The sequence below is a fragment of the Gordonia oryzae genome (assembly GCF_003797185.1).
Taxonomy (GTDB): Bacteria; Actinomycetota; Actinomycetes; order Mycobacteriales; family Mycobacteriaceae; genus Gordonia; species Gordonia oryzae.
In genome coordinates, this window is the sequence record NZ_RKMH01000027.1 from 1 (window position 1) to 21,064 (window position 21,064).

A 21,064-nucleotide genomic window follows, 5' to 3' on the forward strand; every position below is an offset into this window, starting at 1 on the left:
ATTTCATGAACACCGAGATTCTTGGCGACCGACGCAACCGAATCACCAGAATCCAACACCAATCGTACCGCCTCGGCTTTATACTCGGCCGTGAACGACCGCCGCATCGAACCCATCAATCAAATCCCTTCAGTGACTGCCGGAACCATCCGGCTGTCCACCAAAGCGGGAACGGTCCAGTTTCAAGGTCCGCAGTCGTGCGGTGGTGGTAGATGGCGGGGGTTGGATTGTCCGTTGATTCGATGTGTGTCAATATTGATGTATGTCGAATCAAGACGTGCTGGTTGCGGGCGGTGGCGGGTTGAGTGCGAATCGGGCTGCGCGGTTTGCGCCGGCGTTGAAGGCGTTGGCGGATCCGGTGCGCCTGCGGTTGTTGTCGGAGGTGGCGTCGCGGCCGGGTGGTCAGGCCTGTGTGTGTGATATTTCGGGACCGATCCGGTTGTCGCAGTCGACGATCTCGCATCATCTGAGGGTGTTACGGGAGGCCGGCCTGGTGACCAGTGAACGCCGGGGCACGTGGGTCTACTACCGCGTGAATAGCGTTGTGCTCGAGCAGTTATCGGAGGTACTAGTTGGTCTTGCGGCAGTGGTCGGTGAGCCGGATTCGTGCGAGGAAGGTCGATGAGTGGGGCAGGTCATGCGGTCGCGGGCAAGTTGTCGATGCTTGATCGGTTCCTGCCGGTGTGGATCGGCGCCGCAATGGTTGCAGGATTGCTGTTGGGCCGCGCTGTCCCGGGGCTGGGAGAGACACTGGCGGCGGTAGAACTCGACGGTATCTCGCTGCCGATCGCTCTCGGGCTGCTGATCATGATGTATCCGGTGCTGGCAAAGGTGCGTTACGACCGACTCGACGCGGTCACCGCCGATCGTCGCCTGCTGCTCAGCTCGCTGGTGCTGAACTGGATCATCGGCCCGGCGTTGATGTTTGCGCTGGCGTGGTTGCTGTTGCCGGATCTGCCGGAATACCGGACGGGCCTGATCATCGTCGGTCTGGCCAGATGTATCGCGATGGTCATCATCTGGAACGATCTGGCCTGCGGCGACCGGGAAGCCGCTGCAGTCCTCGTCGCGCTGAACTCGGTGTTCCAGGTCATCATGTTCGCCGTGCTGGGCTGGTTCTACCTGTCAGTGCTACCCGGCTGGCTCGGTCTCGAACAGACCACCATTGATACCTCGATGTGGCAGATCGCCAGGTCGGTGCTGATCTTCCTCGGCATCCCCCTGGTGGCCGGGTACCTCACCCGTCGCATCGGCGAGCGGACCAAAGGCCGCGAGTGGTACGAGTCCTCGTTGCTGCCGCGCCTCGGGCCGTGGGCGCTCTACGGTCTACTGTTCACGATTGTTATCTTGTTCGCTTTGCAGGGTGAGCAGATCACCTCGCAGCCCTGGGACGTCGTGCGGATTGCTCTTCCGCTGCTGATCTACTTCGCGGTGATGTGGGGTGGCGGATTCATCCTGGGCGCCGCGCTGGGACTGGGTTACGAGCGGACCACCACGCTCTCTTTCACTGCGGCGGGCAACAACTTTGAGCTTGCCATCGCCGTCGCGATCGCCACCTACGGTGCGACCTCCGGGCAGGCTCTGGCCGGGGTGATCGGCCCGCTGATCGAGGTTCCCGTCCTCGTCGGTCTCGTGTACGTGTCTTTGGCGCTGCGGAAACGCTTCACCACAACCACCAACGCAACCAGGGAGCCCCTGCGCCATGCCTGAACCCATCGATGTGCTCTTCGTGTGCGTTAGCAACCGCGGCAAATCCGTGATGGCCGAACGCCTCACGCCGGAGATCACCGACCGGATCTCCGCGTCGTCGGCCGGGACCAGCGCGAAGATCGGCGGCCGGGTCAACGACCTGTCCGCTCAGGTGCTCGCCGAGTTCGGGGCCGAAGTCGCCGAACACAAGCCTCGCCAACTCACAGACGAGCTGATGCGGGCCGCAGATCTAGTCGTGGTGATCGGCGCCGCCGACGTTACCCCGCCCGAAGGTGTCGCCCTCGAGGTGTGGAACACCGACGAACCCTCCGAATGTGGCATCGAGGGCATCGAACGGATGCGGTTGATCCGCAACGACATCGCCACCCGCATCCGCTCTCTCGCCGACCGGCTTGGGCGGTAGGCGAGAGAGCGAGCCGCGGCTCGTCAGCAGCAGGCTGTGCGGGCCTCAGTAGGATCGCTGGCGCTGCCTCCGCAGCACACCGAACTTTGGTCGGCATTATCGACGGCGTTCTGTGTCAACAGTTTCGGGCTTGTCCCGAAGGTGTCGGAGTCGGCGAGTACGGTGTAGACCTCCCACTTCTCGTTGGCCGGACCGGTCACCCACACCTTGTCCTGGGTCGCGAAGCAACAGGTGGAGTTGATCTCCTCCTGCGTGAACAGACCCTCCCCGGACAGCCGGGCGATCTCGGCGTGCACCTTCTCGCTCGACTCGACCTCGACGCCGAGGTGGTTGATGGTGCCGCCCTGGCCAGGATTCTCCAGAAGCACCAGTTTCAGCGGCGGCTCTGCGACCGCGAAGTTAGCGTATCCCGGCTTGCGCTTGGCCGGAGTGGTGTTGAACAGCTTGGAGTAGAAGTCGATCGCGGTATCGAGATCATCAACATTGAGCGCGAGCTGCATACGGGACATGACCATCACCTTCACCTGTGAGACATATATCGAACTAAGATCATCTGCAGGGTGCCTACCTTTTCGACATATGTCAAGTGGTTGGGTACGGTTGAGTCGTGCCGAAGACTTTGCCGATGGTTGATATCAGTGGTCCAATTTGCTGCGCTCCGGTGTCGTCGGGTCCGCTTGGCGATGACGATGCGCTCGAGATTGCGTTGCGGCTCAAGGCGCTTGCTGATCCGGTGCGGATCAAGTTGGTGGCGATGTTGCTCGCCGATGAGTCGGGTGAGGGTGTGTGCACGTGTGATCTCGCGGCCGCGGTTGGGGTGACGGAGGCGACGACTAGTCACCATCTGGGGCAGCTGCGCAAGGCGGGGATGGTGGTGGGGCAGCGGCGAGGGATGAACGTGTACTACCGGGCTCAGCCGGAATCGTTGCAGGCGTTGTGTGCGGTGTTGGGGGCGGGCACCGGCTGCTGTTGAGGATGAGGTCAGTTCACGGTCGCGATCGTCGTGGCCAGCGATTGGGCGTAGCGGGAGTAGGTGGTGGCTGCCAGTGCGGCGTGGCGTTCGGTCACCTGGTAGCTGTAGCCGAGCATGTCGGCGACGATGGGTGGAGGTGCCAGTTTGACGAGGTTGTCCAGGGCGCTGTTGCGTGCACCGTGCAGGTTGATGCCGAGGCGGCGGACTTCTTTCATCACGGTTTGTGCGCCCAGGCTGATGCGCATCTCGGTGGGTGTCACTGCATCTGTTGCAACATTACAGCTTCTAGTTGACATAATGTATCTTATCGGCGAAAAACGAGGACGAGTGGAAATGGATGAGAGAACTCGTCTGTGAACGGTCACCGAGATTGGCGAGTTTTCACAAATTTGGCGAATCTGATGGCCGTTTTGGCGAGGTTTGACAACGCGTTGGCTCTGAGCGGCCCGTCAGTCGCCGCCGGTGTGCATCTTGGCTCCTGCGGATAGTCGTGAAAATTGTTGAACGCGTGCGCCATTGGGCCCGAGGCGACAATTTTGTCCGCCTGGCACGAGCCTCCCCGGTGGATCTCCTGACGTTCTTGTGGGTGGATTACGGCCAGAGCAGTGCAGGGCAGGCGCCGCCGCGGGTGAGTTCGGCCATCGCTATCAGCGCTTCGGGGGTGTGGAATCCGTAGGCCCGTTTGGTCAGTGCGCGTAAATGCGTGTTGGTGGTCTCGCTGCGCGCGTTGGTCAGGTTGTGGTGCAGGGCGTTGCGGATGGGGTCGTTGTAGCGGTCCAATGTTCTTCCCAGCGCAGCGATTTCAGGGATGCGGCTGTCGCGGGCCCACGCTTGTGCCCCGGTCAACAACTCCAGCTGCCTGCCTCCGGTGGCGCGGATCGCGTCGCGGAGTTGTTCTGTGAGCATGTACGCGTCGTACAGCTCCTGGTTGTCGATACGGAGCTGCTCGACGATGCCACGCTGTTCAGGGGACTGATCGGTATGGGTCTTGCGGACCGCCCACATCGCACCCTTGCGTCCGCCGTGGGTGGCCACGGTAGGTCGGCGCACCTTGTCGACCATCTGCCCGGCCCGCTGAATCAGATGAAACAGGTCCAAGCATTGGACGGCGTGCGGGGCGTGGGCGGTCACCGCAGACCAGATCCACTCCGCGCCGTCGGCGGACACCTTCTCTATCCTGGCTGCCCGTTCGGGTCCCAACTCGTCGAAGAACTCGGCGAGGGTGGCGCTGTCGCGGCCCTCACGTGCCCACACGATCAGGCCGGTGTCGTGGTTGATCACCACGGTCAGATAGCGGTGGCCTGTGCGGTAGGCGATCTCATCGATACCGATATTGACCAGCCCATCCAGCCGATCAACGCCCGCGAAATGCTCGTCCACGACCCGTTCGACGATGCCGGAAACACTGCGCCACGCGATCCGCAGGAACTCGGTGACCGCCGAGATCGGAATGTGCGCGGTCAACCACGCCGCCATGTCATCAAACGCACGCGTGTGACGGGCCCGGGGCCGCGCACACGGCACCGCCTCGGTGATCACGCCATGAACGCTGCACCGCACCCGCCGCAACGACGCAGACAGCACACACCGACGTCCGGCCACATCCAGATGCCGCCATCGGCGCACATCGCTGACCTGGTCATAGCCCGGACACCGCCGCCCGCACTCGCCGCAGCGGGAGCGGTCACGCGCATACGCGGGGACACCGACCACCACGACCCCGTCAGGATCGGTGGTCGTTTCCTCCACCGCGACATCCTCGACAACCGCAGGGATCGACAACACCCTCTGCACTACACTGGCCATGCGCAACGCCGGGACTCCTCAAGGTCGGTTCCAGTCAAACCAAACCTTAAGCAGCACAACGGCGTTGCGCCCTAACGCCACGCCGAACCCACCCACAACTACGTCACAAGAGCCTCGAGTCATCTGGATCGTAGCTTCCGCCAGCCTGGCGAAGATGCAACGGAGGCTCAAATCGCGGAAGTTCAACGCAGCTACCCGCACTTCCACGACGACGGGAGCGGGCGTTGGTTCTCACGCCTCCCTGATTCACGCGCCTTCGATTACGAGCGCGAGTGCGGATACTGGATACCAGGCAATGCGCAGAAGCGCTTGCCGCTGTGTTCCTTATCGGAGAGATCGACAAGCCGATCGACTACTCACCGCCCGGGGCCCAACCCAAAGTATGAAGCCCGGCTGCGCTCGGCGCTCGGCGCACACTGACGACAACTCAAACGCGCGAGTAAATCCTCATCCGTGTCGGTTCCGCCAAGTAGGGTCAGACTCCGGTGACCGTTACGAACACGACGGATACGAGAGGTGGGCCGCCACATGGATGCGTTCAGTGTCCTGAACGAGGTCCTGGGCGACTACGAGAACTTCGTCAAGGGCTTCTTGGAGATCAAGAACGAACAGATCCGCGACAAGGTCGAGAAGGAGATCGCCGACGGCCTGCTGTGGCCGGAGCCTTGGCTAGCACTCAACCCCGCGTTCGAGTCCGGGGGCACGGTGTCGGACCTGGTCGCGAAGAGCGTCCTCCACCCGGAAGCGGTCAACATCTTCAGGGCTCGCAAGGACGAGGGTGACGTCGGTACCGAGATCACGTTCCATCGCCATCAGACTGACGCGTTCGAGATTGCCAACCGGTGTGAGTCGTACGTCCTCACCACCGGGACCGGCTCGGGTAAGTCGATGGCCTACATCGTGCCGATCGTCGAGCGCGTGCTTCGGGAGGGTTCTGGCAAAGGTGTGCGTGCGATCATCGTTTACCCGATGAACGCTCTGGCCAACAGCCAGCGCAACGAGTTGGAGAAGTTCCTCGGCAAGACCAACCCGAAGGTCACGTTCGCGCGCTACACCGGACAAGAGAACAGAGAAGAGCGCGAGAAGACACTCGCCTCTCCCCCAGACATCCTGCTGACCAACTACGTCATGTTGGAGCTGATGCTCACCCGCCCACGTGAGCGCACAGCGCTGATCAACAGTGCCTCGAATCTCTCCTTTCTCGTGCTCGACGAGTTGCACACCTACCGCGGCCGCCAGGGCGCCGATGTTGCGATGCTGGTGCGACGGCTGCGCGGTGCTGTCGGCGCCACCGATGTCCAGTGTGTGGGAACGAGCGCAACCTTGGCCGGCCCCGGCTCTAAAGCCGAGCAGCGGCAGCAAGTCGCCGAACTGGCCACCAGAATCTTCGGCGTCGACGTGCCGGCCGACAACATCGTCGGCGAGTCATTACGACGCGCGACAACCGGCGATATCGACCCGGACCAGCTCAAGTCCCGACTTGTGGAAGCCACCCCGACGGAATGGGCTGCGCTCCAAGCCGACCCACTGGCAGTGTGGACCGAACAGCACTTCGGCATCAACACCGACGATGAGGGGAGATTGGCACGACGCCCACCGTCGAAGGTCAGCGAGGCCGCTGAAACTCTCCATGCCGAGACCGGTGTCGAGGAGTCTGTCTGCCGCGGCAAACTGCAGGACTTGCTGCTTGCCGGGTCCCGAGCCCGTGATGCCCAAGGTCGCTCTCTGTTCGCGTTCAAGCTGCACCAGTTCATCGGCAAGGGCGACACTGTCTACACCACGCTGGAAGCTCCAGGAAAGCGCTTCCTCACCACGCAGTACCAGCGCAGCGCACCCAACAGGCCGACCGGGCAGCCGCTGTTCCCGCTCGCGTTCTGCCGCGAATGCGGCCAGGACTTCCTCGTCGTCAACCTCGAACGGGGCGGCGAACACTTCACTCCCCGTATCCCGAACTCCGACCTCGTCGAAAACCCTGACGCCGACGGCTTGCTGTATCTGACGGATGAACCGTGGCCCGATCACCACGATGCCGCCATCCTGGACCTCGTGCCAGAAGACTGGGTGGTGCCGAGCGGCGGCGGCCAGGTTCTCGACAAGGCGCGTGTCCCTAAGCTGCCCAACTCTTTACGTGTGGACGAGTTTGGGACCATCACCGACGACGGCCTGGCGGTGGCGTTCTTCGAGCGTTTGGAGTTCTGTCCGTCGTGTAAGACCAGCTACGAGAGCACCCGGCAGTCCCAGTTCTCGCGCGTGGCGAGTCTGGGCACCGAGGGCCGTGCGAGCGCGGTGACAGTCTTGTCGCAGTCGATTGTTCGGTCGTTGCGTGGTGAGTCGGATCTCGACGACGAGGCCCGAAAGTTCTTGGCGTTCAGCGATAATCGCCAGGACGCGAGTCTACAAGCCGGGCACTTCAACGACTTCGTACTGGTCGGGCTGGTCCGATCGGCGTTGTACCGTGCGGCGACTGAGTTCCAGGAGCATAATCCCGGGGAGCCTCTCACCGACGAGAACCTCGGTCCCGAGGTAGTCAAGGCGCTCAGCGGAAAGAGCTTGAAGTTCTTCGCCCGCGACGAAGACACCGCCGACGAACCCGTACCCCGCAGGAAAATCGCTCGTGCGCTTCGCGATGTCGTTGCCTACCGGCTTTGGGCTGACCTCAAACGCGGATGGCGCATCACCATGCCGAACCTGGAGCAGACTGGCCAGCTACGCCTGACCTACGAGGGCGTTGACGAGCTCGCCGCAGACGACAGCAAGTGGGCCGGCCACGGTGAGCCATTGGCCAGTGCCAGCGCCGAGACCCGGCGACAGGTGATGCACGTCCTCCTCGACGAAATGCGTCGCAACCTCTGCATCGAGACCGAATTCCTCACCGAGGACAAGTTCGATGCGATCCGGCGAGCAAGCAGAGAATGGCTCAAAGACCCGTGGGCGATCTCCGACGATCAAGGCATCTACAGCGGCGTCGCCTATCCCGGAAGCCGCCCAAAATCTGTCCCAGGGATCGGCGCAGACCTGTACCTGTCTGGACTCGGAGCGTACGGACGTTGGCTGCGCCGACCCAACCAGTTCCCCGACTACCCTCACGCGCTCAAGACCGCCGACGCCCTGGCGCTGATCGAGACCCTGATGGACGTCATGGCGCGCGCCGGAATCCTGGTTCGCATCCAGGCTCCCCGCCGACCCACGGGATATCAGGTGCGCTCGGATCTAATCGCTTGGCATCCCGCGCCGGGTGAGTATCGAGCACCCGACCCCATCCGCAGCAACCTCACCGAAGGAAGGGTCAACCCGTACTTCCGGGCCCTCTACGCTGAGAAGGCGCGAGTACTTGTTGGTCTCGAAGCCCGCGAACACACCGCTCAGGTCGAAGCATCCAAACGCCAGAAGCGCGAGGAAGAGTTCAGCGAAGCACGCCTACCGGTCTTGTACTGCTCGCCGACGATGGAACTTGGTGTCGACATCAAGAGCCTCAATGTGGTTGGCATGCGCAATGTTCCACCGACACCCGCGAACTATGCGCAGCGGTCGGGCCGGGCGGGACGTTCGGGGCAACCGGCTATTGCCTTGACCTATTGCGCCACCGGCAACGCACACGATGCGTACTACTTCCGTCGTAGTCAGGACATGGTTGCCGGCGCGGTGGCGCCACCGCGCCTGGAACTCGGCAACCAGGATCTCGTGCGCGCGCACGCCCACTCGATCTGGCTGGTGAAGTGCGGACTCGACCTGAAAGCCAGCATGGTCGACCTTCTCGAGATTGATGAGCCCAAACAGCCTCTGCGCGCTGAGGTTCTGACCACGATCAGCTCTCCGACGAGTCGTAAGGCCGCCATCGCCGCGGTCACCGACGTCCTCACCGCCACAACTGAAGTCACCTCGGCGCCGTGGTGGACCGACACCTGGATCACCGAAACCATCGACAAGGCGCCCGGGCGCTTCGACCGCGCAGCAGACCGCTGGCGCGGCCTTTACAACGAAGCCCAGACCGAACTCGACAACGCCAACCAGATCCTGAAGAACATCGGCGCCTCAGAGAGCTCGAAACAGCGTGCACGAGGACGCATCTCCGAGGCACGAGCGGCCCTCGACCTCCTCAAAGGCCAGGTCGACGACGTACTGCAAGGCGACTTCTACACTTACCGCTACTTTGCCTCTGAAGGCTTCCTGCCCGGCTACTCGTTCCCCCGGCTGCCGCTTTCGGCATTTATCCCGGCTGAGCGACGGACCCGCAGCGGCGGAGAAGGGGACTTCATCCAGCGGCCACGGTTCATGGCGATCAGCGAGTTCGGCCCCGGCGCCTTCATCTATCACGAAGGTGCACGCTATGAAGTCAACCGCGTCAGCCTGCCCGCCCGTGACGACGGCACCGGAGTCAACATCACCGAGATCAAACGCTGCTCGGCCTGCGGATACCTCCACGAATCCATCGATCCCGACCTGTGCCAGCATTGCGGCGCCCAGTTCGCGCAGGACAGCACGATGACCAACCTGATGCGACTGCTGTCGGTCAAGACCCGCCGCCGTGACCGCATCAGCGCCGACGAAGAGGAACGCCAGCGCGCCGGTCACGAGATCGTCACCACCATCCGCTTTGTGCCCCACGGGGTTCGGGCCGGACAGCTGACAAGCACCATCACCGAAGGCGGATATGAACTGGGCACCATGACCTACGGTGACACCGCCCTGATCCGCCGCATGAACGTCGGACTCCGCCGCCGCAAGGACAAAGATGTCCGCGGCTACATCCTCGACACCGTCGACGGACGCTGGGGCAAAGAGGCAGATCTCGCCAAGAACGTGCACGGCGAAGCCCCCCGCTTCCAGCGGGTCATCCCCCACGTCGAGGACCACCGTAACGCGCTGCTCCTGCACCTTGATCCGTCGATCGGCACCGAGCAGCGCATGGCGGCCATGTACGCGCTCAAGCGCGGTATCGAGGCCGTCTACCAACTCGAAGGCGCCGAACTCGCCGTCGAGGCACTGCCCACCAACACCGGCGACCACGCCTGGTCACGACTACTGTTCTTCGAAGCCGCCGAAGGCGGAGCCGGAGTGTTGCGGCGACTGGCCACCGAGGACGGACAACTCGCTCAGGTCGCGCGAAAAGCCGTGGAGATCCTGCACTTCGACCCCGACACCGGCGAGGACCGCCACCGGGCAGCCCACGCCGTCGAAGACTGCGCACAAGCCTGCTACGACTGTCTGCTGTCTTACAGCAACCAGTGGGACCACCAACATCTCGACCGGCACTGCGTCGTTGATCTTCTTCGGCGACTCGCGGCGTCGACGGTGGCCGTCGGTGCCGGTGGCGAAGACAGGTCTGCGCAACTCGAACGACTGACGAACGCGTGTGACTCCAGCCTGGAGAAGAAGTTCCTTGAACTCCTCGACCACCACGGCTATCGGCTCCCCGACGATGCCCAGCGAATCGTCGACGGCTATTATGTGCGGCCCGATTTTGCCTATCACACAGACGGAATGGACGTCGCGGTGTTCATTGACGGTCCCGTCCACGACAGCCCACATCAGCACGAAAAGGACGAACAAGCACGGATGAAGCTCGAAGACGAAGCCGGCTGGCTGGTGTTGCGATTCGACTACAAGGACGCCGACACCGGTTGGCTCACCACCATTGGAGATCACAGCGGCATCTTCGGCGAGGCAAAGACAGGCCAATGACAACACTCGAATACCCGGCCGGCAGCCTGGTCACCGCACGCGGCCGCGACTGGCTCGTACTCCCCGGCTCGCCCGACGGCACCCTCCTCGTTCGCCCCCTCGGCGGCCACGAGCAAGAAACCACCGTCCTGCTCCCCGACGTCGACGATTTCGCAGCGGCCACCTTCGCACCACCCACTGTCGACGACCGCGGTGACGCCCGCCGCGCCCGGCTCCTGCGCGACGCGCTCCGGCTCTCCTTCCGCGCCAGCGGCGGACCGTTCCGCTCCTTCGCCCAACTGGCCGTGACACCTCGCAACTATCAGCTCGTCCCGCTGATGATGGCGTCCAACCAAGACGTCACCCGCCTGCTGATCGCCGACGGCGTCGGCATCGGTAAGACCGTCGAAGCGGGCCTCATCGCAGCCGAGTTGCTGGCCACCGGCCAAACACAAAGGCTGGCAGTCTTGTGCTCGCCGCAGCTGGCGCCGCAATGGCAGAGCGAACTCCGGCACAAGTTCGGCATCGACGCGCAACTCCTGCTGCCGTCCACGGTGAACCGCCTGATGCGCAGCGTGCCGTTCGGCTCCAGCGTCTACCAGCACTACCCGTACCTGGTGATCTCCACCGACTTCATCAAACAGAAAACACGGCGCGACGAGTTCGCCTTGCACTGCCCCGAACTCGTCATCGTCGACGAAGCCCACACCTGCGTGGCACCCGAAGCGGTCGGCAAGTCATCCCAAGCGCACCTGCGATATGCCCTGCTGCGCAAACTGGCCGACGACCCTGACCGGCACCTGCTGCTGCTGACGGCCACGCCCCATAGTGGCGATGACACGGCCTGGCAGTCGCTGATTGGCCTACTTGATGACCGCCTCGGCGATCTACCGGCCGACCTGTCTGGGCGTGACCGCGAAGATGACCGCAAGCTGTTGGCCAAGTTCATGATTCAACGCCAACGCGCCGACATCCGCGAGTACCTCAACGAGGAGACCCCGTTCCCAGAGCGGGAGACGACTTATCCGGAGCCCACTTACAAACTCACGCCCGGATATCGACAACTGTTCGACGACGTGATGGCCTACGTCCGCGAGCAGGTCACCGACCCCAAGCTCAGCGTGGTGCGCCAACGCGTGCGCTGGTGGTCTGCGATCGCTCTCCTGCGCTGCCTGGCGTCCAGCCCCGCTGCCGCCGAACAAACCCTGCTCAACCGATCCGCGGTCGCCGCCGCCGATGACGAGTCCGACGTCGACGCCTATGCCGAACCGCGCGTACTCGACACCGACCTCGACGACACACTCGAAGCCGAGGATGTCACCGTCGGGGCCGACACCGGTGACACCGACGATCCCGACACCAAAGCGCGGCGACGACTCCGTGAGTTGGCGGCCGCCGCAGCCGCTTTGAAGGGTCCGCGGTCCGATGCCAAACTCAAGCGGGTCATCCCGATCCTCAAAGAGTTGATCGACGAGGGCTACCACCCGATTGTTTTCTGCCGCTACATCCCCACCGCTGACTACCTTGCGGAACACCTGGGCACCGCGCTGTCGAAGACGCACAAAGATCTCAGGATCGACGCCGTCACCGGAACGCTGCCACCCGAGGAACGCGAAACTCGCGTTGCAGACCTGACCGCACATGGCGGCCCCCGGCTCTTGGTCGCCACCGACTGCCTCTCCGAAGGCATCAACCTGCAAGACGGCTTCACGGCCGTCGTCCACTACGACCTCGCCTGGAACCCCACCCGCCACGAACAACGCGAAGGCCGCGTCGACCGGTTCGGCCAGCAAGCACCCACGGTGCGCACCGTGACCTACTACGGCGAAGATAACGGCATCGACGGCATCGTCCTAAAGGTCCTCATCAGACGGCACGAACACATCAAACGCAGCATCGGCGTCTCCGTCCCGATCCCCGTGGACTCCACCACCGTCATGAAAGCCATCTGGGAGTCAATGCTGCTGCGCGGCAACGATGCCGAACAGCTAACCCTCGATTTCGCCGAGGCCACAACCCAGTCGCTGGCTGACCAGGTCGGAGTCGAATGGACCAACACCGCTGAGCGTGAGAAGGCATCTAGGACGCGGTTCCGGCAAGCCGGCCTCAAACCCGACACCGTCGAACAAGCCCTCACCGAGGTCCGACGCGCACTGGGCGGCCCCGCAGACGTCGAAACCTTCACGCGTGCAGCGCTGTCGCTCATGGGAGCCGGTATAAGTGACACCGACGACGGCTTCGTCGCTCTCATCGACACCCTTCCCGCCGCGGTGCGCGATCAACTCCCACCCGTCAAAGACGGCCGACTCCATTTCCACCAATCCCTGCCCATCCCGACCGGGCACAGCGTCCTGACCCGCACCGACCCCACGGTGGACGCCCTGTCCCGCTACGTCCTCGACGCCGCACTTGATTCCCAACTTCCACCGACCGCGCGACCGGCACGCCGTGCCGGCGTGATGCGCACCGGCGGAGTGAAGAAGGTGACGACATTGATCATGGTGCGACACCGCCTCGAGATCACCATCCCCGGCGCAGCCACGACCGTCACTCAGGTCGCCGAGGAAGCCACCTTCATGGCATTCACCGCCACCGGTGACGAACTCACCTGGCTGCCCCAACCCGAGGTCGACCCTCTGCTCTCCCTTGCGCCCTCCGGCAATGTCGACGACTCCCTGGCACGGATGCAACTGGGCCGCGCGCTGGGTCGCCTCGGTGCGCTGGACACCCACCTCACCACGGTCGGAAAGGAGGCGGCGAAAGACCTGGTGTCCGAACACCAGGCCGTGCGCGGTGCATCCAAGGTGACCGGACGCGCACCCACCGTCAAGTTTCTCCCGCCCGCAGATGTCCTCGGTCTCTACGTGTATCTGCCCGAGGCGGGTGCCCGATGACATCCCAGAACTTGTTCCGCGCCGTCCGGACCGTTGGTACCGCACTGCCTGCCGAAGCCATCCCCCGGGCCAACGAACTACGCATGCCCGGCCAGATAGCCGAGGCTTATCAGCTGTCGCCTGGGATGTCGATCAATGGCGCCATCGCACGCGCCTGGGAGGCCATGCTCGCCGCGCACCGCGCCTGGACACTCGCGCTCCAGCGACTACCCGGAAGCGACGCCGCTACCAAGCTCACGCGCGACAAATGGCTCCTGCCGCTGCTGTACGAACTCGGCTGGGGCCGACCCGATGTCGTCTCCGGCGCCCTCGCGGTTCCACTGGGCCTCGGCGAGACTGAAGCACCTCACTTCCCCATCTCCCACAGGGTCACCTGGCCCGACACCGCCAACCCCACCGCATGGGCTGCACTCCACTTACTCGGTGCTGGCATCGATCTCGACTCCAAGACACCGGGAGTGACGGCTCGCGCGCCGCAGGCGATGGTGCAGGACTACCTCAACCGCGAAGACCGCGACCTGTGGGCGATCCTGTCTAACGGTCACCAACTTCGATTGCTGCGTGACGCCTCTAGCCTTGCCCGGCAGTCGTTTGTCGAGTTCGACCTCGACGCCATCTTCACCGACCAGCTCTACGCCGACTTCCGTGTCCTGTTCCTCACCGTCCACGCCAGCCGCTTCGCGCCCCGGCTCGACGACAAGGCCTCGAAAGCAGCTGCCGCAAGCGAAGAATCCGACGAGGACGCCGAAGTCGAGCAGGTCGAACCCAAGCTCGACAACTGCTGGCTCGAACGCTGGCGCACCGCCGCCATCGACGACGGCGCCCGCGCCCTCCTCAACCTGCAACACGGTGTCGCCCAAGCCCTTCACGAACTGGGAACCGGGTTCGTCTCTCACCCCGCAAACATCGAACTGCGAGAGTCACTTGCCGCGGCTACCGACGCTGACCGAGACCTGCAGCGAGCCCTCCTCCGCATCGCCTACCGGCTCATCGTGCTGTTCGTCGTCGAAGACCGTGGCCTGCTGCATCGCTCCGAGGTCTCCGAAAGCTCCCGCGCGCTGTACGCCAACTACTTCTCGACCGCTCGTCTACGCCACATGGCGGCCGAGCCCATCGGCGGCTGGCACACCGACCTATGGGATGCACACCAAATCGTCACCGACGCCCTCGCCGGCGACGGACTGCCCGCCCTCGGGCTCAGCGGGCTCGGCGCCAGTCTCTACGAGCGGAAAGCGCTCGGCATCCTCGCCGGCTCCAAACTGCCGAACCGGGCACTACTCGCCGCGGTGCGGGTGCTCTCCCAAATCGACGACCCCGTCACGGGACTCCCCCGATCGGTCGACTACCGCAACCTCGACAGCGAGGAACTCGGCGGCATGTATGAGGGCCTACTCGCCTACACACCTCGCTACCACGCAGACGACCGCACTTTCAGCCTCGACATAGCCACCGGCAACGAACGCAAGAAATCCGGCTCGTACTACACGCCCTCGGATCTCATCGCACTCGTCCTCGACGAAGCACTCGACCCGCTCATCGACGACGCAATCCGCACATCAGACCCCGAGCAAGCACTCCTCGATCTCACTGTGGTCGACCCTGCTTGCGGTAGCGGACATTTCGTTGTCGCCGCCGCACGACGCATCGCAGGTGCGCTGGCCACCGTCCGCACGGGTGACACTGAACCGGTGCCAGCTGCTGTTCGTGCTGCCACCGCTGACGTCATCGAACGCTGCGTCTACGGAGTCGACATCAACGACCTGGCCATCGAGATCACCAAGGTCGCTCTATGGCTCGAAGCCTTCGACCCCGACCGCCCGTTCCCCTTCCTTGACGCCCACTTTCGCGTCGGCGACGCTCTACTCGGCACAACCCCGGAATTGCTGCGCCACAATATACCCGACGGTGCGTTCAAGGCACTCGGCGACGACGACGCGGAGTGGAACTCGCTTCTCAAGAAGCGCAACAAGAAAGAACGTGAAGCCGACCAGGACCAGCTCACGTTAAGTTTCGGTGCCGAGACTCTAAATGTCGAGACCACTTCCTTCACGAAAGCCGCACTCGAGGCAGACTCCGGCACCGCAGCGTCCGTCACCGCCCTGCGAGCCCGTGCAGACGCTTGGCGACGACTGGAAGAAGACCCCGACCTGATCGAGGCCAAACTGGTAGCCGATGCCTGGTGCGCAGCCTTCGTACAACGCAAGACAGGACAAGGTACGTCAGGCCAAGGCATTACCCATGGCACAGTACGAGCCTTAATTGAGACGCCAGAATCAGTTTCGGATGAGATAATCACCCAGATCAAACTGCTCGCCCGGCAGTTCCGATTCTTTCACTGGCACCTCGAATTCCCCGGAATTTTCACGGTACCAAATAATGGCAGCGGCGACAGAGTCACCGGATGGTCGGGCGGGTTTTCGTGCGTGATTGGCAACCCTCCGTGGGGACGACTCCAACTAGAAGACGCGAAGTACTTCGGTAATCTGGGATACCTGGAGATCGAAAAGGCGGCCAATACTGCGATTCGCGATCGTTTGATTGAACAGCTCGCCATACACGAACCGACTGTTCACCGCAGATTTCTGGAAGCGCGCCGTCGATCGGATGCGACCAATAATCTGGTGCGTGGAGGTCGCTATCCGCTGACGGCACGAGGAAAGATAAACACCTACAGCTTGTTCGCGGAGACAATGCGGGCCATGATTGCGCCCACTGGGAGGGCCTGCGTCATAACCGAGACGCAACTGGCCACCGGAAAAGAGACTGCTGCTTTCTTTGCTGAAAGCCTCGATACTGGTCGACTTACCGCATTCTACGATTTCGAGAACGAGGCTAAGATCTTCCGTGACGTTGATCATCGTGTGAGGTTTGCGCTGACCTGCATGGTCGGCGCCGGGGCTCCAGTAGAGAAGACGAGGTTCTCATTCGTTACTCGTCACATTTCGGATATACCTTTTCGCAGATTTGAACTCGCACCGGATGAGGTTGTCACGCTAAACCCAAACACAGGAAATCTTCCGATGTTCCGCAGTAGAACAGATGCGGATATTACATTGAAGGCGTATCGCCGCCACCCTGTGCTGATAGAACACAGGCGAGAATCCGGAAATCCCTGGCGATTATCGTTCAGGCAGGGATTGTTTAACATGTCGTCCGACTCCCGCCTCTTCCGAACTTCAGATCAGCTTGATTCTGCAGAATTCAACGGGTGGTCGTACTTTGACGGAGGTGTCGAATACATGCCTCTTTATGAGGCAAAGATGCTAGGACATTTCGACCACCGATACGGGACATATCGTGATGCAACCCAAGCGCAACTTAATGCGAATACCCTGCCCAGGGTCTCAGACCAACGCCACAATGATCCGAACGATACCGAACCATTAGCACGCTATTGGGTTCATCGCTCAAAGGTGTCCGAGAGGCTGGAAGGCCGTTGGGACAGCGGGTGGCTGCTTGGATGGCGAGATGTAGTGAGATCCAGCGATTCTCGTGCATTCATCTCGTCCGTCTTCCCAACTTCGGCGGTTGGTCACAAGTTTCCTCTTGCTTTCCCTGGCGAGCCGGCAAACTCTCCGCTACTGCATGCAATATGGTCTACGCTCGTCTTCGATTATATTGCGCGACAGAAGTTCAGCGGATCGGGAATGCCCAACTTCATCGTCGAGCAGATTGCCAGCCCCGTGCCCGACGACTTTCGCGAGCTCACTCCGTGGCGCCGCGACGTGACACTAGGTGAATGGACTCGCGCATACGTACTGGAACTGTCGTACACCTCGTGGCGGCTCAAACCCTATGCCGAGGTCCTCGGTTCGGATGGACCGCCGTTCCGCTGGGACCCTCACCGTAGAGGTCTACTAAGAGCGGATCTCGACGCAGGGTTCCTACACATATACGGCCTCGATCGCGTGGATGCCGAGCACGTTCTTGACTCATTTAATGTCGTACGCAAATTCGAAGAGCGCGACCTTGGCGAGTACCGAACGAAGCGTATCGTCCTCGAGGCGTACGACCGAATGGCCGGAGCAATCGTCAACGGCGGCAAGGGCTGGAAGCCCCTTGCCGATCCTCCCGCCGGCCATGGCCCCCGCCACCCCGAATAGTTAAGCGACGGAAGACTAATGCCAACACTTGCCATCGACAAGGGATTCATCACCGACCTCGCCAAAATGGAGAGGGCCGTCGCGAAACGGGTCGCCGAGGTCTTTGACGAGTTCGACAGTGCGACGCACACCGGTCTGCACCTGGAAAAGATTGCGAACGCCCGAAATTCGAGATTTCGGTCCATCCGGATCGACCAATCGTGGCGCGGCGTTGTGCTCGCTCCTGAGACTGGTGACGTCTACACCTTGCTCAAGGTTCTACCCCATGACGACGCGTACCAGTGGGCCCAGCGCAGCAACATCTCCGTCAACTCCGCAACCGGAGGCATCGAGATCCGTGACGAAGCCGAACTCGACCGCCAGATCCCCGAACGCGAAGCAGCGGCCGCAACGGGCGCCGTCACGCCCGTCTTTGCTGACATCAAGGATGGGGTGCTCAAGGGTCTGGGTATCGACGACAAGGTCCTCGCGTTCGCGCGAACGGTGACGGACCCGGCCCAACTCGACACCGCGAAGTCTTTTCTCCCCGAAACACAGTGGGACGTACTGTTCGGACTCGCGGCAGGTTTCACCCCTGAGGAAGTATGGGCCGACCTCGGCGCTCAGATTCTCAACGAGCCAGTCGATACCACCGACGTCGATGCGGCCATCAAGCGGAGCAACGACCGCGTCGTGCTGGTCAGCGGACCTGACGAACTGATGGACGTCTTCGCCTATCCCTTCGCCACCTGGCGGGTGTACCTGCATCCGACTCAGCGGGCCGTCGTCGACGCCACCTACAAAGGGCCTGCTCGGGTCACTGGTGGCCCCGGCACCGGCAAGACCGTCGTGGCACTGCATCGAGCACACATGCTCGCACAGCGTGACGACGGCAGGGTGCTCGTCACCACCTTCACGTCCACGCTGTCCGAGAGTCTCCAGACCGGACTCGACATGCTCGTCGAAGACGAGGACGTCGAGAACCGAATCGATGTGTCGCATGTCGATCGAATCGCCCACCGGGTGTTTCGGAAGACCAACGGGGCTCCGCACTTGCTCAGCTTCGACGCCGAGAAGGAGCTCTGGTCCGAACTGATCGAAGAGCAGGGCGTCAGTTACAGCCCCGTCTTCCTGTCTGAGGAGTGGCGCCACGTTGTTCTGGCCCGCCGCATCGACACACTCGATGCTTACCTGGCGACCAGACGCACCGGACGCGGCCGCGGGCTCGGATCGGCGCAGCGAACGCAAGTGTGGCAAGCCATCAGCGCCTTCGAACAGACTCTGACTGAACGAGGGCTATGGACGCACGAGACAGTGCGGCGGGAAGCCACTCGCTTGCTGGAAGCACAGGAAGAGAAGCCTTTTCGACACATCGTCATCGACGAAGCTCAAGACCTCAGCCCCGACCAGTGGCATCTGCTGCGTGCCGCAGTGCCCGTCGCGCCAGACGACATCTTCATCGCCGGTGACACCAACCAACGCATCTACGACAACCGCGTCAGCCTCAAAGAAGTCGGCATCATCATCTCCGGACGATCCTCCCGTCTGAATATCAACTACCGCACCACCGCCGAAATCCTCGGCTGGAGCCTCGGACTGCTGCACGGCGAGCCGGTCGATGACATGGACGGCGGACTCGACTCGCTCGCCGGGTGCAAGTCCTACGTCCACGGCAAGCCACCAGTGCTCAGCGGGCACGCCGACGCAGATGCCGAAGCGACGTTCATCGCCACTTCGGTCAAGGCGTGGGTCGACAACGGCATTGCACCGTCAGAGATCGGGATCGCAGTCCGCGCCAAATGGTCGATCGCGAAGATCGAACACGCTCTTCGCTCCGCTGGCATCGACACCCTCGATCTAGCCAAAGCCTCAGACGACGACTCCGCCGTCAGCATCGGCACGATGCACCGCATGAAGGGGCTGGAGTTCCGGTGCATGTGCGTCGCGGGCGTCGGCGCGAAGCAAGTGCCCGCGGCGAGCGCGGTCACCCCAATTGATGAGGACAAGCAGACCCACCTGCAAGACCTCGAACGCGAACGCTGCCTGCTGTTCGTGGCCTGCACCAGGGCCAGAGAGGAACTCCTCGTGACGTGGCACGACCAGCCGAGTCCGTTCATCGCCGCGTTGGACACGCCCACGGACGGAGTCGGCAAATGACGGAGACCTTGCCCAACGGCGGGCGGTTCGCGTGGTGGCGGTCGCTAGAGCATTTCTGTGTCCCGGGGTCGTCGCCCGAGTCGATCAGTCGCGACCTCGGGCGCGTTGAAGATCATCTTCGTGCGCAGACGACCAGCTACCGGAAGCGTCCGATCGTGGGACGATACGACGGCAATGGCTGGCGTATCGCCTACATTGCGCAAAAGGACGAGTTGGAGGACCTTCGCGAGCGTCGACCGGCCCAGGCAGATAAGTACGACGCAGCACGGGCTGGGGGTACCCGCGGCAACCTCGACCCGATACCTCCGGTGGACGAAACGTCGATCGTGCCCGTGGACCTCGACGAAGATGATGAGCCGGATGCTGACGCTTCCCCGCGTTTGTGGATGGAGATTCGTCGCGACACGAACTCTGAGGGCTTGGGCGAATTCCTCTTTGCTGCGCAGTACAAAGACGATGACAGCACCCGGCCGGCGTTCAGTCGAGTATGGTCTGTCGAACCCGGCGACATGATCTTGCACTACTGGAAGCAAGCTATTCGTGGAGTCTCGGTGGTGGCCAACCATCCCGAGGAAGACGCGGGCGGCGTCTACGTCGAGCTGCGTGACCGAATCTTGTTTCGGGAGCCCATCACGTTGGACGACCTGCGCATTGAGATCGAGAGCATCGTCGACGTCTATTTAGACTCCCGCGACGACGCGCGTTTTGGTCAGTTCCCGTTTCAGATCAACTTTCCCGGGACAGGTCAGCAACACCTTCACGGCGCTGCGGTCACCTACTTCACCGCGTTCCCACCTGGCCTGGTTGACGCGGTTCCGCTCTTGTCCGCACAGTTTGAGATGGCGAACTTGGATCTGCGAGGGCGTGATCGAGAGGAGTCTGACCCCGACATCCCCCTGGGGAACGCTCGTCGTCAAGCCGATCCGTTGTTGCGCCAAGCTGTCGAGGTTCATGCCGAAGATACCGCCATCGCGATGCTCAAAGCTGACGGGTACACCGACATTGTTCCGGTCGGCAAACCATACGACCTGCGGGCGTTGAGGTTTAACGAAGAAGAGCTTCATGTCGAAGTCAAAGGATCAGCGCAGCGCGTCGATTCGGTGATCCTGACACCGAACTGGAGTGTTCCCGCTTTTGTGGACACGGTTTAAGCGGAGAGTTCCGCCGGACTCCTATATCCCAACTCGTATTCCACGGGCGTCAAATAATTCAGTGTGGAATGCCTGCGCTTGCGATTGTAGTAGGTTTCAATCCAATCAAATGCCTCGGACTTGACTCGTTCGATCGTGGGCCACGGCTTAGTATGGATCAATTCCTTTTTGAACGAGGCGAAGAAAGATTCCGATACAGCATTATCGTAACAAATCCCGGTACGCCC

13 protein-coding genes and 1 pseudogene are annotated in these 21,064 nt (G+C 62.3%); 9 read left to right on the top strand and 5 right to left on the bottom strand.

Features of this window, described 5'->3' with window-relative positions; translation table 11 throughout:
- Positions 1 to 116: transposase (locus EF294_RS22830; protein ID WP_148083260.1), on the bottom strand; the 116-nt coding region annotated here is incomplete at its 3' end.
- Positions 117 to 262: 146 nt separating this feature from the next.
- Here EF294_RS22830 and EF294_RS21055 point away from each other — a divergent pair.
- Genes EF294_RS21055 through EF294_RS21065 form a run of 3 tightly spaced genes read left to right on the top strand, consistent with a single transcriptional unit; the run spans position 263 to position 2,113 of the window.
- Positions 263 to 625, top strand: coding sequence for an ArsR/SmtB family transcription factor (locus EF294_RS21055; protein WP_079929799.1), 363 nt, complete (start codon positions 263 to 265; stop codon positions 623 to 625).
- A complete protein-coding gene (arsB, locus tag EF294_RS21060; protein ID WP_123933125.1) occupies positions 622 to 1,710 on the top strand; it encodes an ACR3 family arsenite efflux transporter in 1,089 nt (362 codons plus the stop codon). Before EF294_RS21055 ends, arsB begins: the two co-directional genes overlap by 4 nt.
- Complete coding sequence (locus tag EF294_RS21065) at positions 1,703 to 2,113, top strand: arsenate-mycothiol transferase ArsC (protein ID WP_123933127.1); 411 nt, start codon at positions 1,703 to 1,705, stop codon at positions 2,111 to 2,113. Before arsB ends, EF294_RS21065 begins: the two co-directional genes overlap by 8 nt.
- A gap of 23 nt (positions 2,114 to 2,136) precedes the next feature.
- Here the strand turns inward: EF294_RS21065 and EF294_RS21070 are convergent, their stop codons facing one another.
- A complete protein-coding gene (locus tag EF294_RS21070; protein WP_172398815.1) occupies positions 2,137 to 2,622 on the bottom strand; it encodes an ArsI/CadI family heavy metal resistance metalloenzyme in 486 nt (161 codons plus the stop codon).
- Between the two features lie 98 nt (positions 2,623 to 2,720).
- Between EF294_RS21070 and EF294_RS21075 the strand changes: the two genes are divergently transcribed.
- Positions 2,721 to 3,086: an Rv2640c family ArsR-like transcriptional regulator gene (locus tag EF294_RS21075; RefSeq protein WP_079929793.1), complete on the top strand. Its 366-nt coding sequence runs from the start codon at positions 2,721 to 2,723 to the stop codon at positions 3,084 to 3,086.
- Positions 3,087 to 3,094: 8 nt separating this feature from the next.
- Here the strand turns inward: EF294_RS21075 and EF294_RS21080 are convergent.
- Together EF294_RS21080 and EF294_RS21085 are read right to left on the bottom strand one after the other, a co-directional pair.
- Positions 3,095 to 3,310, bottom strand: a pseudogene (locus tag EF294_RS21080) (hypothetical protein); the annotation flags it as partial.
- Between the two features lie 367 nt (positions 3,311 to 3,677).
- A complete protein-coding gene (locus EF294_RS21085; RefSeq protein WP_123933129.1) occupies positions 3,678 to 4,898 on the bottom strand; it encodes an ISL3 family transposase in 1,221 nt (406 codons plus the stop codon).
- Positions 4,899 to 5,420: 522 nt separating this feature from the next.
- Here EF294_RS21085 and EF294_RS21090 point away from each other — a divergent pair.
- From EF294_RS21090 to EF294_RS21110, 5 genes are read left to right on the top strand one after another with little or no spacing between them, the layout of a single operon-like run.
- The gene (locus tag EF294_RS21090) at positions 5,421 to 10,574 is read left to right on the top strand and encodes a DEAD/DEAH box helicase (protein ID WP_123933131.1); all 5,154 of its coding nucleotides are present in this window, start codon (positions 5,421 to 5,423) and stop codon (positions 10,572 to 10,574) included.
- Positions 10,571 to 13,447: a helicase-related protein gene (locus tag EF294_RS21095; RefSeq protein ID WP_123933133.1), complete on the top strand. Its 2,877-nt coding sequence runs from the start codon at positions 10,571 to 10,573 to the stop codon at positions 13,445 to 13,447. Before EF294_RS21090 ends, EF294_RS21095 begins: the two co-directional genes overlap by 4 nt.
- Positions 13,444 to 17,550: an Eco57I restriction-modification methylase domain-containing protein gene (locus EF294_RS21100; protein ID WP_123933135.1), complete on the top strand. Its 4,107-nt coding sequence runs from the start codon at positions 13,444 to 13,446 to the stop codon at positions 17,548 to 17,550. The genes EF294_RS21095 and EF294_RS21100 overlap by 4 nt, the downstream gene beginning before the upstream one ends.
- Positions 17,551 to 17,568: 18 nt before the next feature.
- Positions 17,569 to 19,686, top strand: a complete 2,118-nt coding sequence (locus tag EF294_RS21105) for a UvrD-helicase domain-containing protein (RefSeq protein ID WP_123933137.1) — start codon at positions 17,569 to 17,571, stop codon at positions 19,684 to 19,686.
- Positions 19,683 to 20,837, top strand: coding sequence for a protein NO VEIN domain-containing protein (locus EF294_RS21110; protein WP_123933139.1), 1,155 nt, complete (start codon positions 19,683 to 19,685; stop codon positions 20,835 to 20,837). Before EF294_RS21105 ends, EF294_RS21110 begins: the two co-directional genes overlap by 4 nt.
- On the opposite strand, the gene EF294_RS22835 is transcribed toward EF294_RS21110, so the two are convergent.
- Positions 20,834 to 21,052, bottom strand: coding sequence for an IS3 family transposase (locus tag EF294_RS22835; protein ID WP_425459461.1), 219 nt, complete (start codon positions 21,050 to 21,052; stop codon positions 20,834 to 20,836). The two genes, EF294_RS21110 and EF294_RS22835, sit on opposite strands and share 4 nt — an antisense overlap.
- Between the last annotated feature and the right edge of the window lie 12 nt (positions 21,053 to 21,064).

Coding starts and splice junctions, on each gene's coding strand:
- EF294_RS21055 (WP_079929799.1), top strand. CDS start 263: ATGTCGAATCAAGACGTGCTGGTTGCGGGCGGTGGCGGGTTGAGTGCG.
- arsB (WP_123933125.1), top strand. CDS start 622: ATGAGTGGGGCAGGTCATGCGGTCGCGGGCAAGTTGTCGATGCTTGAT.
- EF294_RS21065 (WP_123933127.1), top strand. CDS start 1,703: ATGCCTGAACCCATCGATGTGCTCTTCGTGTGCGTTAGCAACCGCGGC.
- EF294_RS21070 (WP_172398815.1), bottom strand. CDS start 2,622: ATGTCCCGTATGCAGCTCGCGCTCAATGTTGATGATCTCGATACCGCG.
- EF294_RS21090 (WP_123933131.1), top strand. CDS start 5,421: ATGGATGCGTTCAGTGTCCTGAACGAGGTCCTGGGCGACTACGAGAAC.
- EF294_RS21095 (WP_123933133.1), top strand. CDS start 10,571: ATGACAACACTCGAATACCCGGCCGGCAGCCTGGTCACCGCACGCGGC.
- EF294_RS21100 (WP_123933135.1), top strand. CDS start 13,444: ATGACATCCCAGAACTTGTTCCGCGCCGTCCGGACCGTTGGTACCGCA.
- EF294_RS21105 (WP_123933137.1), top strand. CDS start 17,569: ATGCCAACACTTGCCATCGACAAGGGATTCATCACCGACCTCGCCAAA.
- EF294_RS21110 (WP_123933139.1), top strand. CDS start 19,683: ATGACGGAGACCTTGCCCAACGGCGGGCGGTTCGCGTGGTGGCGGTCG.